We start from the raw sequence: 16,814 nt of genomic DNA, 5'->3' as shown, positions 1-16,814 counted from the left end.
GTCACTTCGAGATCGCGTCGAGGCCGGCCTGCGCGTACTGCTCGTCCTGGTCACCGGACGGGGCGCCGCCGACGCCGATGCCGCCGATCGAGGCGTCGCCGTCCTTGACGGACACGCCACCGCCGAGGAACAGGGTGCCGGGCAGGTCCCTCAGGCCCGCGTTGTCGCCCGTGGCACGCTTCGCGAGCTCCGAGGTGGCCGCACCGAACGCGGCGGCCGTGTACGCCTTCTCACGGGAGGCCTTGATCGTGTGCGACGCCGCGTTCTCACCGCGGACGAACGCCTGGAGCTGTCCGTTGCGGTCGACGACCGAGACGCTGACGAAGCCGGCGCCGTCCTCCTGCGCCGCCGCGAGCGCTGCCGAAGCGGCCTGCATCGCCTCGGTGGAGCCGAGACGCTTCGATTCGACGACGGCCTTGCCGCTGACGGACGCGGCGGTCTGCACCGAGGCGGTCTGCGCCGCGGCGGACGTCCGGTCACCGACGGTGATCGACGCGCCGGCGGTGACACCGGCGACGGCGAGTGCCGCGGCGGTCGTGGCGATGAGGGTGTGGGAGAGACGCATGGGGGCGACCTTTCGTTCGTCGTTGTGCTGCAAGCCTCCCTCCGGGGGACATGTCGGCACATCGACCGTCTGGGCAGCGGATGCGCACCGAACGGTGGACGTCAGAAATCGAACAGGTTCGCCCGGATGCCCCCGGCGCCGTACTCCCGCCGCAGGAGCCCACGGCGTCGGAGCACCGGCACCAGGTCGCCGAGCATCCGGTGGATCTGCGCCGGGTGCAGGTCACCCGAGAAGATGATGCCGTCGTTGTCGGCGTCCGACCCGAGCTCCTCGATGAAGTCCGCGAACTCGTCGGCGGTCCCGACGAAGCCCTCGCGCGAGGACACCCGCCCCTTGCGGGCCTTGCGCTCCAGGAGCGAGCGCAGGGGAGCGTCCGGGGTGTCGCCGAGCAGTCCGCGGATCGTGCCGGCGGACACGTGGTCGCCGAAGGTACGGTCCGGCAAGGGCGCGTCGAGGTCGAGCGCGAGCAGGTCGGTCTCGGAGTCGCTCGACCACGCGATCGCCGCGGTCCGGAGGTCGTCGTCGGACGGGTGCCGGGACGCCTCGACGATCCGATCGGCCTCGTCGGGCGACGACACGATCTCGGGCTTGAGGACGAACAGGATCCGCAGGTCGGCGGCGGTGCGTCCGGCGGCCTGCGCTGCGCTGATCACGCGGTCGCGGTAGTCCGACACCGCGGCGGCGGACAGCGGTGCGAGCGCGAGCTGCACGTCGGAGTGGGTGCCGGCGAACGCGAGGCCGCGACCGGAGCCTCCGGGGGAGACGACCACCGGGTCGGAGTCGAGCGGCAGGGCGTTGAGCGGGCCGTCGGCGGTGAAGTACGCGCCCTCGTGGTGGAACGCGTCGAGTTCGTCGCCGTCGGCGAAGTGCCAGTCCGAGGGATCCCCGACGTGTCCGTCGGGCCCCCACGAGTGCCAGAGTCGGCGGAGCAGCGTGAGCCACTCCTCGGCACGGTCGTACGCCTGGTCGTGCGGCAGCGGTGGCAGACCGGCGTGCCGGGCACTGCCGACGTCGGTCACGACGTTGATGCCGAGGCGTTCCGACGACAGGTGCGCCAACGTGGCGAACTGTCGCGCCGCCAGGTACGGCGGGGTGAACCCGGCGTTCACGGTCGGCGCGATGCCGATGTGCGAGGTCGCGGCGAACAGGTACGGCGCGAGCAGCAGCGGGTCGTGTTTCGGGCCGCCGTACGCCTGGCGGATGCGCAGGTCGAGCGTCGACGGGTTGCCGAGGGAGATGGCGTCCTCGGCGATGACCAGGTCCATGCCGGCCTGCTCGAGCGTGCGGACGGACTGCTGGTACAGGTCGGGCTTGGTCCAGTCGTGGCCCCAGTCCCAGTCCGAGCGCCCCCAGGCCTGCGGGCCGAATCCGCGCGAGAAGAAGTACCCGAAGTGTTGCGGTCGTGCCATCGTCTAGAGCTCCTCGGAGATCACGCGCGTGCCCGGGACCGAGTGTTCCAGGGACGCACGCTCCGCGTCGGACGCGCCACGGGCCTCCAGGCCAACGCTGCCGTCTGCGGAACGCAACGCGGCGAACCCGCGTCCCAGGTCGCGGAGCAGGTCCGCGACGTCCTCGATGCCGACCGACAGTCGGATCAGGCCGTCGTCGATGCCCTGGTCGGCGCGCTCCGCGGCGGTCTTGCCGGCGTGGGTCGTCGTCGCGGGGTGCAGGATCAGCGAGCGGACGTCACCCAGGTGGGTCATCCGGCTGAAGAGCTGGACGCTGTCGATGAAGGTGTGCGCGGCGGCTTCGCCGCCCGCCAGCGTGAAGGCGAAGACGGAGCCGGCACCACGCGGCAGGTAGCGCTGGGCGAGGTCGTGGAACGGACTGGAGGCCAGACCCGCGTGGTCGACGCTCGTCACCTCCGGCTGTGCTTCCAACCACTGCGCCACCGCCAGCGCGTTCGCGCTGTGGCGTTCCACGCGCAGGCTCAGCGTCTCGATGCCCTGGCGGATCAGGAACGCGTTGAACGGCGACGGGGTGGGGCCGATGCGCGAGGCGACGACGTCGCGCGCGAAGACGACGAACGCGCGGTTGCCGTAGCGCTCGACGTAGCTCTCGCCGCCGAGCGACCGCTCCGGGCTGGTGAGGTGCTGCCAGCGCTCGGGGGAGGCGGACCAGTCGAACGTGCCGCCGTCGACGACCACGCCGCCCAGTCCCGCGCCGTGACCGGAGAGGAACTTCGACGCCGAGTGGATGACGATGTCGGCGCCGTGCTCGACCGGCCGGACCAGGTACGGCGTCGCCAGGGTGTTGTCGACGATCAGGGGGACCCCGGCACGGTGGGCGGTGTCGGCGACGCCGGTGATGTCGAGGACGTCGTTCTTCGGGTTCGGGATCGTCTCGGCGAAGAACGCCTTGGTGTTCGGGCGGACCAGGCGCGCCCACTCGTCGAGGTCGCGCTGGTCGGCGACGAAGTCGACCTCGATGCCGAGGCGGCCGAGGTTCTGCACGAGGAGCCCCTTGGTGCCCTCGTAGATGCTGCGGGCGGCGAGGACGTGGTCGCCGGCCTGCAGGAGCCCGAGGAACGCGATGGTGGCTGCCGCCTGTCCGCTGCCGACCAGGATCGCCTCGACGCCGCGCTCGAGCAGGGCGACGCGGCGCTCGACGTCGGCGTTCGTCGGGTTGCCGAGGCGGGTGTAGGTGTAGCCGTCCTCGGTGCCGGCGAAGCGGTCGCGCGCCTGGTCGAAGTCGTCGAAGAGGAAGCCGGAGGACATGTGGATGGCGGGGATCCGTGCGCCGTGCCCGGCATCGGGCACGAAGCCGCCGTGCACCTGTTCGGTCGAGAAACCGTGATCGTCGTTCGCCATGGGACACCTCCGGGAGTCGTCTGGCGGTAGCCTCGCAGCCTTCGCCGTGCGGACAGTCGTTTGCGGCGTTCCGTTACGCAGGGCGGGGACGCGGCGCCGGTCCCGATGCGGAACGACGAGGTCGACGTCGTACGACATCGAGGACGTCGTTCCGGGTCGACCAGCGCCCGTCAGCCGCGGTGACCGACCGATGCGATGGCCGCCGACAGCCGGCCGGGCAGCCCCGGCGGGATCTCGGCCGGCAGCGCATCGAGCGCGAACCAGCGGACGTCGTCGCTCTCATCGCTGACGGCCGTCACCACCGACGGGTCGGCGAGGGCGACGAAGCCGACGTCCCAGTGCGCCGCGCAGGCGAACCCGCCGCCGAGCTCGTGCCGGTCCAGGTCCGCGATGCGGCCGTCGACGAGCTCGAGGTCGGTGATGCCGGACTCCTCGCGGGCCTCGCGACGAGCGGCGTCGGCCAACGAGGCATCCGACGGCTCGAGGTGCCCGCCGAACTGCACCCAGAAGCCGCCCTTGCGGTGCAGGCAGAGCAGCACCCGGGCCAGGTCGGGCGAGAACACGAAGCACGACGCGGTGAGGTGCTCCGGGCCGCCGTCACGCCACAGTGAGGCATCCCCTCCGGCGGCGACGAACGCGGCGAACGCATCGCGGTGCCGATCGTCAGCGGTGGCGAGGGCGGTGGTGACGGTGTCGAGCAGCACCGCACCATCCTCCCAGGTGTGATGACGACGACGCGGTGGGTGGCGACGACGCGGAACGACGAGGTCGACGTCGTACGACATCGAGGGCGTCGTTCCGGGTCGACCAGCGCCCCTCGTCAGAAGAGTGCGCGCACGCCCGCGACCACGGTGTCCCAGACCTCGAGCAGTGGGACCCGTGCGAGCCACACCGCCAGGCCGTTCACCAGTACGAACAGCACGAACCAGACCCCGGCCGGCACCCGCATCTCGGCTGCGGCGATGTGGAAGTCCGTCTGCACGCGGGCACCGGTGAGCAGCCACCGTGCGACCTGCACGACGGACCGCAGTCCGTCGACGACGAAGAACGCCCCGACGGCGGCGACCACGAGCACCGTGGTCTCGGACGGACGCAGTGCCACCCACAGCGCCAGGACGTCGAACCCGAGCACGACGAGCAGCCCGAACCAGTTCCGCACGAACACCAGCGCCACGAGCCCGATCACACCGAGCACCGCGACGGGCAGCCATCGCGAGCCGTGCAGCACCCCGGTCACCAGGAGCACCCCGGCCCAGAGCGGCCCGCTGTACCCGGCGTAGAGGTTGAGGATCCGGACGAGCCAGCGGATGCCGCCGGGCACCCGGCCGAGCTGGACCCAGGCCTCGCCGGAGCCGTCCGGATGCAGGTCGATGCGCTGGATGCGGCCACCGAACGGGACGACGACGACGCAGTGCCCGACCTCGTGGGCGATGGTCGCGGCGATCCGGGCGACGCGTCCGATGAGCGGCAGGAACGGCAGGAGCGCGCCGACGACGAGCGCGACGAACACGAGGGGCGGGGCTGCGGTGGTCAAGGGACCAGCATCGCAGCCGTGTCCCGCGAACTGCCCGAGACCCAGCCCAACCGTGCCCGTCAGCCCAGGGCGGTCGGCCCCGCCACCACGACGACGAGCACCGTCGTCATGGCGATCGCGAACGCGGTGAGCACGACCAGGAACGTCGTCAGGTGGTTCATCCGGCCGCGCATCACTCGACCGTCACCGACTTCGCCAGGTTGCGCGGCTTGTCGACGTCGCAGCCGAGCTGCAGCGCGAGTTCGCGGGCGAGCATCTGCAGCGGCACGACGGCCTCGAGCGGGCCCCACGGCGCGGCCATGGCGCCCCAGGCGAGTCCGCCGGTGCCGCGGCTGCCGAGCGCCGGGATGTCCGACCCCTCGCCGCCGATGGTGATGACGAAGCCGCCGCGGGCGCGGACCTCGGCGATCGCGGACTGGATCTTCGGCTCGCCGTGGTCGACCACGACGACGGGCGTGCCCTCGTCGACGAGTGCGAGCGGCCCGTGCTTCAGTTCGCCGGCCGGGTAGGCCTCGGCCCAGCGGTAGCTGAGCTCCTTGAGCTTGAGCGCGCCCTCGGCGGCGTACGGCAGGCCGGCACCGCGGCCGAGGAACAGGAAGCCGGTGGCCTCCTTCACGCTCGACACCAGGAGCGGCATCCGGTCGGCGGACACCTGGGTGGCGTGCTCGATGCGTGCCGGCAGGTCGAGGAGTTCGTCGACGAGCGCGTGGGCGCGTGCGACCTCGATGCGGCCGGACGCGACGAGCGCGGAGATCACCGCGGCGACACCGACGACGACCTGCGCCGTGAACGTCTTCGTCGCGGCGACACCGATCTCCGGGCCGGCGTGGCAGTCGAGCACGGCGTCGGCGCGACGGGCCAGCGAGGAGTGCATGTTGTTCGTCAACGCGAGCACCGGGTGGCGGTCCTCGAACCGGTCGAGCGCACGGAGGACGTCGGCGGTCTCGCCGGACTGGCTGATCGCGACGACCAGGGTGTCCGGGCCGAGGACGGCCTGGTCGGCCTCGCTGGCGACGACGATGTCGGTCGGCACGCCGCCGATGCCGCGCAGGGCGGTGGCGATCACCTGGCCGGCGTTGAGCGAGGTCCCGCAGGCGACGATCGCCAGGCGTTCGAAGGCGGGCAGCCCGAGGCCGACCCACATGCTGCCGTCCGCGGTGCGCCGGGCGATCCGGTCCAGGATCGTGCTGACGACGTCGGCCTGCTCGCCGATCTCCTTCGCCATGTGGTCCGGGTGGTCGCCGAGGTCCAGCGCGGTCGCGGCGAACGGCGAGGGGGTGGGGAACGGCACGGGCACCGTGATCCCGTTCGACGACCAGGTCCAGGCCTCGCCGAGCTCGACGACGTCACCGTCGCGGAGCGCGACGAAGGTCTCGCACCACTCGGCGATCGCACCGATGTCGCTCGCCACGAAGTCGCCGCGGGCGGACCGGGCGACGACGAGCGGGGAGCGGTCCGCGGCCACGACCATCCGGCCGTCGCGGGCGTCGAGGACGACGATCGCCCACGACCCCTCGAGCTGCGCGGTCGCGATCTGCACGGCGAGCATCAGGTCCGGGTCGACGGCCAGGGCGCGCTCGACGAGGTGCGCGATGACCTCGGAGTCGACCTCGGAACGGAACCGGTGCCCCTGCGCCTCGAGCATGTCGCGCAGGCGGTCGGCGTTCTCGATGATGCCGTTGTGCACGATGCTGATCCGGCGCGAGCAGTCGGCGTGCGGGTGGGCGTTCGCCTCGCGCACGGCGCCGTGCGTCGCCCAGCGGGTGTGGCCGATGCCGACACCGGTCAGGGCGTCGCCGGACCGGGCGGCGACGAGAGTGCGCAGGTCGCCGACACGGGACACCGAACGGATCGTCTCGGTGCTCCCGGTGGCGGTCCGGACGGCGATGCCGGCGGAGTCGTAGCCGCGGTACTCGAGTCGCTCGAGTCCGTCGAGCAGGTAGGGCGTCGCGTCGTCAGACACGCGGGCCGCGATGATGCCGCACATCGGCTGTCCCTTCGGGGGAACGGGGTGGGGGAGTGGAGCGGGGTTCGGCACCGACCGCCGTCGGGTCTGCCGCGCGTCCGGGTCCTCGCGGTCCTGACCGGCGCCCGTCCTCGGATCAGGCGAGGACGGACGACGGAGCGGGTGGGCCACGAGGTTCGGGTACCGGACGGGGTACCGCGGTCTGGCCCCTGGGGAGGGGCACGGCGGTCGGTGCATGAGAAGCCTCACCCGGCGACGCCGCCACGGCAACAGTCGTCGACTGCTCTTGCGGTTCCCCGCGTGCGGGGGACGCCGCGGTGCGGTCGCGTGCGGACTCCCGCAACGTGCGCGCGCAACGCACGCCGCGTTCTGGACAAGGAAAAGGCGGACGGGAGGCCCGGTACCAGCTGGTACCGGGCCTCCCGTCCGCCTCGTGGTCGCGTCGACTACGTGAGCAGCGCGACCAGGTGGGAGCGCGACCGCGCGCCCACCTTGCGGTAGATCTGCGTGAGCCGCAGCTCCACCGTGCGCTGCGACATGAACAGCGACGACGCGATCTCGCGGTTGCGGTAGCCCTCCGTCACCTTCTGCACCACGGCGCGTTCCTCGGCCGTGAGCGAGGTGAGCACCGCGGAGGCGTCCGGAGCGCTCCGGGGCGTCCCCGGCATCGACGCGGACAGCACCGGTGCGGACCGGAGCGACGACCCCGTGCCGAACGGCGGCATGGCCGCTGCCGGTGCGGGGGTGACGAGGGGACGGCGCATGCCGGCCGCCTCGTACGCCGCGGCCGCTGCTGCGCCCAGACGCGGACGCTCGGCGGGGTTGCCGACGACCGCGAGGGCCGCGAACGTCCGTGCCCGTTCGAACTGCGAGTCGTGCGGCTGGAACAGCTCCAGCGCGCGGCGACGGGCCGTGTCCCGGGTGGTGTCGTCGGCGACGAGCGCGAGGCTCCTCGCCAGCACGAGCGCACCCCAACGACCCGGTCGGGCGTGGTGGTCCGCAGCGAGTCGCGCCGTGATGGTGCGGGCGTCGTCGATCCGTCCGAGGCGCGCGTACGCCTCGACCAGGTCGCCGAGGTGCCGGAGCACCGCGGGGTTCCGCAGGGACCGGCCGATGGCGTCCGCCGCTTCGAGTGCGGCGGCTGCCTCCTCCAGTCTGCCGTCGAGCAGCAGGACCCGACCGCGGAGCGCGTGCAGCTTCGCCGTCGCACCCCACAGGCGGCTCGTCGAACGGTGCTCGAGGCACCGGTCCACGACCGCCAGGGCTTCGGCGGAACGCCCCTCGGCGAAGTGCCGCCAGGCGATCGCGATGGCCCGCGACGGCTCACGGAGCCGCTCGACCACCGAGGAACCGGCCTCCCACACGTCGATCGCGCGGAGCGCCTGCCGGAAGTTCCCGGAGCGCACCTCGTTCTCGGCGGTCAGGTAGCGAGCTGCCTCGATCCACACCGGTGCCGTCTGCGGGCCCCGGGCGAGCACGAGTGCGAACACCCGACGCGCGCTCCGGTACCGCTCGGCGATGCTCAGCGCGTGGGCGAGGAGCAGCAGGGCCGGGTCGGACATCGCCAGCAGCACCGACGTCGCGAGTCCGTCGTGCAGGTCGGTGTCCGCCGGCAGGGTGCCGTCGATCGCGGCGATGAGCTCCCGCGCGGTCGTCGTGATCTCCAGCGTGTGCGGAGACGCCGACGCCTCGAGGGGCTCCACACGGTGCAGGAGGTCCCTCGCTTGGTCGAGCTCCCACGCCTCGGCACGGAAGCACGCCACCATGGCCATCAGCCCGGCGATCGCGTCCACGTCGGCCGGCTCGGTCGCGTCCACCGACACGAGGAGCTCGTCCGCGTGCACGGCGTCGCCACTGAGGTACTGCGCCGAGTACTGCAGGCGCAGCCGGCGGACCTCGTGCGCAGTCGTCCGGAACGGACGGAGCGCGGCGAGGTAGCGCGCGGCGTAACCGAGCATCCGGTTGCCGAGCAGGGCCTCGGCGACCCCGAGCAGCGCGACGAGCTCGTCCTCGGTGCCGCCACCGACGTGCAGGGCACGCTCGGTGAGGGCGATCGCGGCGTGCACGTTGCCGTCCACCACGTAGGACCGTGCGGCGCTGAGCAGCGCGACCACGTCGGGGACGTCGTCGACGAAGCTCCGGTGCCACGCGGCGGCCCGCGGGTCGGACTCGGCGCTCGCCGTGGCCAGCGCGGCGTGCGCCGCGCGGCGGTCACGGGCGGGCATCCGCCAGTACAGCGCGGACCGGACCAGGGGGTCGCGGACCGTCACGCTCTGACCCCGCACGGTGGCGAGGCCTGCTCCGACCAGGTCGTCCAGCTCGTCCCGGTCCCAGGCCGTGGTCTTCGCGACCGGCACCAGGGCGAGCTTCGCGAGGACGTCCAGATCTCGTCCCGCGGCGGACCCGAGTGCGAGCGCCGCGAGGGCCTCGGTCGTCGGAGTGGGTCGGAGCGGGAGCACGATCGGCTCCGCACCGGTGAGCTGCTCGCGGCTGAGCACCGCGAGCTGTTCGCGGAGTGCGCCGGGGTTGCCACCGGTCTCCGCGGCGAGGACGGCGAGGACGCCGTCGTTCGCCTCTTCCGGTGCCATCGACCGGGCGAGGATCAGTGCCTCGTCGGACGGCAGCGGCTCGATGCGGAGCGCCGGCAGGGCCGCGAGCGGACCGTCCGACGGCACCGAACGGACCGTCGCCACGACGCGCAGGGCGGTGCCCGCGAGTCGGCCGGCGAGGAACGCGATGAGCTCCTGGCTCTCGACGTCCATGCGGTCGAGGTCGTCGATCAGCACGAGCGTCGGCGGCAGGGTGAGCGCGTGCACGGCGTCGAGGAAGTCGTGCGCCGCCGCCAGTCCGGCGGTCACGGGGACCGCCGTCTCGCCCGTCTGCAGGAGATGGGCGATGTGGGCCGTCGCACGGGGGTCGTCGAGCGCGGTGAACAGGGAGGTCACGCCGGCCAGGGGCCAACGGGATTCACTCCCGTTGACACCGACCCGCACGACGGGGAGGGAAACGCGGTTCGAGACCGCGTCGAGGACGCTGCTGCGTCCGGAACCAGGGTCGCCGACCACGACCATCGCGGACTCCCGAGGGAGTACAGCGAGGGTCGCGATCCGGTCGACCTCGAGACGTCGACCGGTGAGTGCCATGACTCACCGGCCTCCGGGCCCGGAAGCGGATCCTGCGGAGAGGTCGTCGGCGAACGCTGCGTTCGCTGCGACGGGGCGCCGTGAGGCGGACCGGACTGCTGCACGGTGGGTGGCCGTGTCGGAGTGCGGACGGGAGGCGGCGACTGCGCGCGCGCCGGAGCTGTCGTGGATTGGATGCGGTCGACGAGTGAGGGTGCACTCGGTTCCGCTCGGGAACGATGATGTCATCGTCTGTATCACCCCTCGGGTTAGGGTCTTCGGACGAACACGGTCGGTCTGCGCTCATGTACTCGGATCTAGGGAATCCGGGTCAGCGCGTGACCTTCCGCATGAGCACGATAACTCAGGTACTGGCCATCTGAGCCGCCCCGCGCACCCCGTATCCGGCAACGGTGCCCCCAGTCCGGGGGGCCACGACGAGGGGGTGTCACCCGCCCGGGGGTGGGTCTCGCCCGCCCGGAGGCCGGTCGGTGTACGAACGATGGTGATGTCCAGCGCTGACCCGACCGACGCCCGCCTCGACGACCGCACGCGTTGGAGGGCCTTCGCCGTGTGCGTCGCCGTGGCGGCCCTGACCATCCTCGACCTGTCGAAGGTCAACGTCGGACTGCCGTCGATCGAGCAGTCCCTCCACGCCACCAGCTCGTCGCTCCAGCTCATCGTGGCGGGGTACGCCCTGGCGTTCGGTCTCGCCCTCGTGCCCGCCGGTCGGCTCGGCGACCTGAAGAGCCGCCGCGCCCTGTTCATCGTCGGGCTCGTCGCGTTCACCGTGTCGAGCCTGCTCTGTGCCGTGGCACCGACCATCGAGGTGCTCATGGTCACGCGGATCCTGCAGGGCTTCGCCGCGGGCACGCAGATGCCGCAGGTGATCGGGCTCGTGCAGCAGCTGTTCCGCGGGCCGGAACGCGGACGGGCCTTCGGGCTGTTCGGCGCCATGATCGGCATCTCCACCGCGCTCGGCCCGACCATCGGCGGTGGGCTCATCGCGATCGGCGGTGAGGAGAACGGGTGGCGCCTGCTGTTCTGGATGAACGTGCCGCTCGGCCTCGTCGCCCTGTTCTTCGCGGTGAAGCTCCTGCCCAAGGGAGCGCAGGGACAGGCGAAGGACCGCGAGCTCGACATCGTCGGCATCCTGCTGCTCGGCGCCGCGATCATCACGCTGATGCTGCCGTTCGTGCTCACCACGGGTGCTGGTGACTCCGGCGCGCGGTGGCTGTGGCTCGTCGGGTTCGTGGTGTTCCTCGGACTGTTCGTGCTCTGGGAAGTCCGGTACAAGCGGCAGGGCAAGTCGCCGGTGGTGCACTTCGAGCTGTTCCGGCTGTCGTCGTACCGCATTGGGCTGTCGATCGTCGCCGTCTACTTCGCGGCGATCCCGGCGTCCTTCCTGATGGTGACGCTCTTCCTGCAGGAAGGCCTCGGACTCTCCCCGCTGTTCGCCGGCATGGTGAGCATCCCGTTCGCGGCCACGAGTGCCGTCGGGTCGTACATCGGCGGTCGGATCGTCGACCGGGTCGGGCGGGCACTGGTGGTGTTCGGGCTGTTCATGGTCGTGGTCGGCTTCGTGCTGCTCATGCTCGCCGCGGTCCTGACCCCGCCGGAGGTCACGCCGTGGGCGATGGCCGGGGCGTTCCTGGTCGGCGGGCTCGGCGGCGGGTTCGTGGTGTCGCCGAACCAGACGCTCACCCTGGCCGAGATCCCCGTCGAGCAGTCCGGCGTCGCCGGGTCCATGCAGCAGCTCGGGCAGCGCGTCGGGACCGCGATCGGCACCGCGGTGGCGACGAGCATCTTCTACGGGATCGTGCGGGGTTCCGCTGCCGTTGGCGACGGGTCCGGGGGGAGTCGGCTCGACGCGTACCACGACGCATTCCGGAGCGGCACGACGTTCACGGTGTCGCTGATGGCGCTCGCACTCGTGCTGGCCGTCGGGGACCTGGTGGTGCGGCGGCGTGCGGCTCGGCGCGAGGCCGCGGCGGCCTGATCGACTCGGAACGACACCGTCGACGTCGTCCGACGTCGACGGTGTCGTTCTGCGTCGCGCTAGCGGCGGATGACCTCGACGACGGCATCGTGCACCAGGCCGTTCGTCGCGAGCGCGCTGCCGTGCCAGGCTCCAGGGTCGCCGTCGAGCGAGGTGAAACGTCCGCCCGCCTCCTCCACGATGGGGACGAGGGCGGCGATGTCCCACGGCTTCAGGTCGGGTTCGCCCGCGATGTCGATGACGCCCTCGGCGACCAGCATGTACGACCACATGTCGCCGTAGGCGCGCGTGCGCCAGACCCTGCGCGACAGGTCGACGAGCGCGTCGAGCCGGTCGTCGTCGTCCCACTGCTGGATGCTGTTGTAGCTCAGGCTCGCGTCGGACAGGTCCGCGACGCCGGACACGCGGAGCGCGCCGTCGAACGAGTGCGCGCCGAGCCCCTCCGCCGCCCACCAGCGCTTGCCGAGCGCGGGGGCGCTCACCACGCCGAGCACGGGGCGACCGTCGACCGCCAGGGCGATGAGCGTCGCCCACACCGGCACGCCGCGCAGGTAGTTCGCGGTGCCGTCGATCGGGTCGACGACCCACTGGCGGTGGCCCTCGCTCGTCGCCTCGGCGCCGGTGTCCGCCGTCGTCTCCTCGCCGAGGAACGCGTCGTCGGGCCGTTCCGTCGCGATCCGCTCGCGCAGGGCGTGCTCGACGGCCTGGTCGGCATCGGTGACGTGCGTGCTGTCGGCCTTCTTCGACACGTGCAGGTCGGCGGCGCGGAACCGCTCGAGGCTGATCGTGTCGGCGATGTCGGCGAGCGAGCGGGCGAAGTCCAGGTCGGCGCTGAGGTCCACGGGTCGAGCGTAGCGGGGCTACGCGGCGACGACCTCTTCCTCCTCGAGCCGGGTGACCTCGCGCTCGCGGGCGATGCGCGTGCGGCGGGCGACGAGCCCGTGCACGACCACGCAGAGCAGGACCGCCGCGGCGAGCCAGAGTGCGAGGACCAGGGACGACCGGCCGAGGGAGGCGTCCGGGAAGTACTGCAGGTCCTGCGCTGCCTGCAGCCACGCGGCGCCGCTCCAGAAGGAGTGGAGCGCGGAGAAGAACCCGGGCACGAACGACGCCTGGAAGATCCCGCCGGACGACGTGAAGTTGAGCATCACGAACAGCATCGTGAGCACCGGAGTGGTCCACCGCCCGAGCACCGGGTGCAGGCCCACGCCGATCGCGACGATGATCGCGTCGTACAGCCAGGCGAACAGGAACACCTGCCAGTGGTGCGTGGTGATGACGCCGTAGATCGGTCCGGCGACGATGATCCCGATGCCGGCGACGACCCCGGCGGTGGCGAGCCCGACCACCGCGGTCCACACCGCGCGGAGCTTCGTCGCGACGGACGCCACGGCGATGGCCGATGCGTAGCCGCCGACGCTCAGCGCGACGAGCAGGAAGAACAGCCCCTGCCCGGTGCTGTCCTGCTCGCCCGTCGGGACGACGTCGACCACCCGGAACGGCACGTGCTGCTCGTACGCGATCGGCAGGAAGACCTTCTGCGCGGCGGAAGCGGTCGTCTCCGACGCAGCCGTCGAGACGTAGAGCGTCGCGCCCGTGGTGGTCGGGGCGTACACGGCGGCGAGGTCGCGGTCGCGGATCTGCCGCTCGGCGTCCTTGGTCGAGGCGACGACGTGGGCGACGAGCGCGCCGTCGGACTCGTCGGTGACGGTCTGGGCGAACACCTGGGTCGCGGCGGACTGCCCGACGATGCCGACCGGCAGCTCCTTCGGCGCGGGTGCGTGGAAGGCGCCGAGGTAGGCGAGTCCCATGCCGGCGGCCAGGAAGAGCGGCACGAGGATGTGCGTGGCGAAGGTCAGGAGCACCCGTCCGAGGCCGGCGGGGCGCAGGACGCTGTCGGTGCGCTGCGGCTTCGGGGCCCTGGGGGACTTGTGCGTGGGGGAGTGGTGCGCGTGCGACGTCGTTGTCGTGCTCGAGGACGGGGCGTCGACGGCGGGGGTCGGCGCAAAGTTGTACTTTGCAACTTCAGACACGAGGGTCCACTGTACAACACTGCTGCACACGTGTCGACGCGGGGTCGGGCGGAGTGACACGCCCGAGCCCACTCCGCCGAGGTTCCACAACACGCCGCGCGCTGTTCGCCGAGGTTCCACGAACGGCCCGTGACGCCGCCGAGATGTGCAGATTTCGGAACCTCGACGGGACGGCACGGGCGCGGCGGGACGGGACGGGACGGGCGCGCCGGGCTACTCCAGGCCGGGGTCGGACGCGCCCATGCCGGTCAGCAGTGCGCGGAACGAGTCGAGCCGTTCGACACCCGTCGGCCCGAGCTCGCCGTCCTGCACCCGGTCGACGATCTCCCAGTCGTGCGCCTGCGCCAACGGGATGCCGTCCCGCGCGGGCCGCACCGGGATCGCGTGCGAGGCGAACGCGCGGAAGACGTTCGCCGGGTCGACGTGCCCGAGGCCGAACGACCGCACGCCGGGGGTGTCGATGATCCAGCCGCCGTCCCGCACCCGCAGCGCGATCGACGACGACGAGGTGTGCCGCCCGCGACCCGTCACCGAGTTCACGACACCGATCGCCCGCGTCGACCCGGTCAGGGCGTTCACGAGCGTCGACTTGCCGACGCCCGAGTGCCCGACGGTCACGGTGACCTTGTCGTCGAGCAGGTCGTGCAGCGCCTCGAACGGCACGTCGTCGGACCGGCTCGTCACGATCCGCAGGTCCAGGCACGCGAAGTGCGCCAGGAACGGGGCAGGGGCGGCGAGGTCGGTCTTCGTGATGCAGAGGATCGGGTCGAGGCCGGCGTCGAACGCGGCCACCAGGTACCGGTCGATGAGCCGGGTGCGGGGCTCCGGGTCGGCGGCCGCGACGACGATGAGCATCTGGTCGGCGTTCGCCACGATGACGCGCTCGACCTCGTCGGAGTCGTCCGCACTGCGACGGAGCAGCGTGGTGCGCTCGGCGACCTTCACGATGCGCGCCAGTGACCCGGGGTCGCCGGAGACGTCGCCGACGAGCGACACGTGGTCGCCGGTGACGACGGACTTCTTGCCGAGCTCGCGGGCCTTCGTCGCCGTGATGACGTGCTCGTCACCGGAGCCGGAGCCGGAGCCCGTCCCCACCAGCACGCCGAACCGCCCGCGGTCGACGTTCGTCACCCAGCCGACGGGTGCGTCGTCGTAGGTCGGCCGCGTCTTCGTGCGGGGTCGGTTGCCCTTCGGGTTCGGACGCACCCGCACGCTCGACTCGTCGTACTGTCCGTACGGCTCGTCCGCGTCGGAGTCGTCACCGTCGACGTCGTCCCACCAGCTCATGCGCTCAGACTCCCGGAACCGAGTCGAGCGAGCCGGAGGAGGCGACCATCGCCGCCCACAGCTCGGGGAACTGCGGCAGGGTCTTCGCCGTCGACCCGATGTCGTCGACGGCGACGCCGTCGACGACGAGCCCCACGATGGCGCCGGCCGTCGCCATCCGGTGGTCGTCGTACGCGGCCCAGTCGCCGCCGTGGAGCGCGGCAGGCTCGATCCGCAGGCCGTCGTCGAGTTCGTGCACCGAGCCTCCCGATCGGTTCACGTCCGCCGCGAGCGCGGCGAGGCGATCCGTCTCGTGCCCACGCAGGTGGCCGATCCCGGTGATCTCGGTCGGCTCGCCGGCCAGTGCCGCCAGCGCGACGAGCGCCGGTGCGAGCTCGCCGCCGCGGCTGAGGTCCAGGTCGAGACCCGGCAAGGAGGCCCCGCCCCGGATCCCGACGCCGCCGTCGACGACCAGGTCGTCACCGTCTCGGGCCACGGTCGCGCCCCACAGGGGCAGGAGCGTCTCGAGGTCGGCGCCGACCTGCGTGGTCGCGCGCGGCCAGGTGCGGATGCGGACGGTGCCGCCCGCGACGAGCGCGGCGACCGCGAACGGTGCGGCGTTCGACAGGTCGGGCTCGATCGTGACGTCGCGCGCGCCGATCGGGCCGGGGTGGACGACCCACTCGCCGACCGCGGGCTCGTCGACGGTCACGCCGCGGGCACGGAGCGCGGCGACGGTCATCTCGATGTGCGGCAGGCTCGGCAGTCGTTCGCCCACGTGGGTGAGGTGCAGGCCCTCGTCGAAGCGCGGCGCGGAGAGCAGCAGGCCCGAGACGAACTGGGACGACGCCGACGCATCGATCGACAGGGCGCCACCCCGGACCGAGCCGGTGCCGGTGAACGCGAACGGCATCGAGCCGTCGCCGTCGTCGGTGACGTCGACGCCGAGGTCGACGAGCGCCCGGATGATCGCGTGCATCGGACGCTTGCGGGCGTAGGGGTCGCCGTCGATGACCACGGGGCCGACGGCCAGGGCAGCGAGGGGCGGCAGGAACCGCATCACGGTGCCGGCGAGCCCGCAGTCGACGCGCACGTCGCCGTGCATCGGCGCCGGGGTGATCCGGAGGTCCGGGCCGTACGGGTTCGGCTGCTCGCCCGGTGCCGGTTCGACCTCGTCGATCCCGACGCCGAGCTGCCGGAGCCCCGCGATCATGAGCGCCGAGTCGCGGGAGTGCAGCGGCAGGCGGATGACGGAGGGGCCGTCCGCGAGGGCGGCGAGCACGAGCTCGCGGTTCGTCAGCGACTTCGAGCCGGGCAGCGCGACGTCGCCGCGCAGGGGGCCGCGCGCGAGCGGGGCGATCCAGGGGGCCGGGTCCGCGGCGGGCTGTGCACCGCTCCGGGAATGCGTCGTGTCTGCCATCGGTTCACAAGACTACTGAAACGATCGGGAGGACCCTTGGCGACAGCACTCGCACCATCGCGGACGCGCCTGCCCGGCGTGTCCACGTCGCTCGCTCTA

At 72.3% G+C, this 16,814-nt stretch carries 13 protein-coding genes; 1 reads left to right on the top strand and 12 read right to left on the bottom strand.

The window, feature by feature from the left end; translation table 11 throughout:
- Position 1: 1 nt before the first annotated feature.
- The 8 genes from ACVKXF_RS10495 to ACVKXF_RS10460 all read right to left on the bottom strand — a co-directional run bounded on the left by ACVKXF_RS10495 (position 2) and on the right by ACVKXF_RS10460 (position 10,018).
- The gene (locus ACVKXF_RS10495; protein WP_123312321.1) at positions 2 to 565 is read right to left on the bottom strand and encodes a GlcG/HbpS family heme-binding protein; all 564 of its coding nucleotides are present in this window, start codon (positions 563 to 565) and stop codon (positions 2 to 4) included.
- A 101-nt stretch (positions 566 to 666) separates the two neighbouring features.
- Positions 667 to 1,974: an LLM class flavin-dependent oxidoreductase gene (locus ACVKXF_RS10490; RefSeq protein WP_456795659.1), complete on the bottom strand. Its 1,308-nt coding sequence runs from the start codon at positions 1,972 to 1,974 to the stop codon at positions 667 to 669.
- A 3-nt stretch (positions 1,975 to 1,977) separates the two neighbouring features.
- Positions 1,978 to 3,375 (bottom strand): O-acetylhomoserine aminocarboxypropyltransferase/cysteine synthase family protein, encoded by a 1,398-nt coding sequence (locus ACVKXF_RS10485; RefSeq protein WP_456795658.1) that lies wholly within the window; start codon positions 3,373 to 3,375, stop codon positions 1,978 to 1,980.
- A 170-nt stretch (positions 3,376 to 3,545) separates the two neighbouring features.
- The gene (locus tag ACVKXF_RS10480; protein WP_340197503.1) at positions 3,546 to 4,079 is read right to left on the bottom strand and encodes an NUDIX hydrolase; all 534 of its coding nucleotides are present in this window, start codon (positions 4,077 to 4,079) and stop codon (positions 3,546 to 3,548) included.
- A gap of 116 nt (positions 4,080 to 4,195) precedes the next feature.
- Entirely contained in the window at positions 4,196 to 4,909 is a 714-nt protein-coding gene (locus ACVKXF_RS10475; RefSeq protein WP_456795657.1) for a M50 family metallopeptidase, read from the bottom strand.
- Positions 4,910 to 4,968: 59 nt separating this feature from the next.
- Positions 4,969 to 5,082 carry a Rax2 family protein gene (locus tag ACVKXF_RS10470; RefSeq protein ID WP_260233009.1) on the bottom strand — a complete coding sequence of 38 codons (114 nt, stop codon included), beginning with the start codon at positions 5,080 to 5,082 and terminating at the stop codon, positions 4,969 to 4,971.
- Complete coding sequence (gene glmS / locus ACVKXF_RS10465) at positions 5,082 to 6,896, bottom strand: glutamine--fructose-6-phosphate transaminase (isomerizing) (protein ID WP_396288713.1); 1,815 nt, start codon at positions 6,894 to 6,896, stop codon at positions 5,082 to 5,084. Before glmS ends, ACVKXF_RS10470 begins: the two co-directional genes overlap by 1 nt.
- Positions 6,897 to 7,321: 425 nt before the next feature.
- On the bottom strand, positions 7,322 to 10,018 hold the full coding sequence (locus tag ACVKXF_RS10460) for a LuxR C-terminal-related transcriptional regulator (protein WP_456795656.1): 2,697 nt from the start codon (positions 10,016 to 10,018) through the stop codon (positions 7,322 to 7,324).
- A 487-nt stretch (positions 10,019 to 10,505) separates the two neighbouring features.
- Here ACVKXF_RS10460 and ACVKXF_RS10455 point away from each other — a divergent pair, with 487 nt between their 5' ends.
- Positions 10,506 to 11,996: an MFS transporter gene (locus ACVKXF_RS10455; protein ID WP_456795655.1), complete on the top strand. Its 1,491-nt coding sequence runs from the start codon at positions 10,506 to 10,508 to the stop codon at positions 11,994 to 11,996.
- Positions 11,997 to 12,055: 59 nt separating this feature from the next.
- Here the strand turns inward: ACVKXF_RS10455 and hisN are convergent, their stop codons facing one another.
- The 4 genes from hisN to aroA form a co-directional block, all read right to left on the bottom strand.
- Positions 12,056 to 12,838 (bottom strand): histidinol-phosphatase, encoded by a 783-nt coding sequence (gene hisN / locus ACVKXF_RS10450; RefSeq protein ID WP_123312329.1) that lies wholly within the window; start codon positions 12,836 to 12,838, stop codon positions 12,056 to 12,058.
- Positions 12,839 to 12,856: 18 nt separating this feature from the next.
- Positions 12,857 to 14,029: an ABC transporter permease gene (locus ACVKXF_RS10445; RefSeq protein WP_148061746.1), complete on the bottom strand. Its 1,173-nt coding sequence runs from the start codon at positions 14,027 to 14,029 to the stop codon at positions 12,857 to 12,859.
- A 213-nt stretch (positions 14,030 to 14,242) separates the two neighbouring features.
- Positions 14,243 to 15,316 (bottom strand): ribosome small subunit-dependent GTPase A, encoded by a 1,074-nt coding sequence (gene rsgA / locus ACVKXF_RS10440; protein ID WP_456795654.1) that lies wholly within the window; start codon positions 15,314 to 15,316, stop codon positions 14,243 to 14,245.
- 4 nt (positions 15,317 to 15,320) lie between these two features.
- Entirely contained in the window at positions 15,321 to 16,715 is a 1,395-nt protein-coding gene (aroA, locus tag ACVKXF_RS10435; RefSeq protein WP_456795653.1) for a 3-phosphoshikimate 1-carboxyvinyltransferase, read from the bottom strand.
- Positions 16,716 to 16,814: the final 99 nt, after the last annotated feature.

The organism is Curtobacterium sp. PvP017, from assembly GCF_054060195.1.
This window is presented reverse-complemented; position numbering and strand designations above follow the sequence as displayed.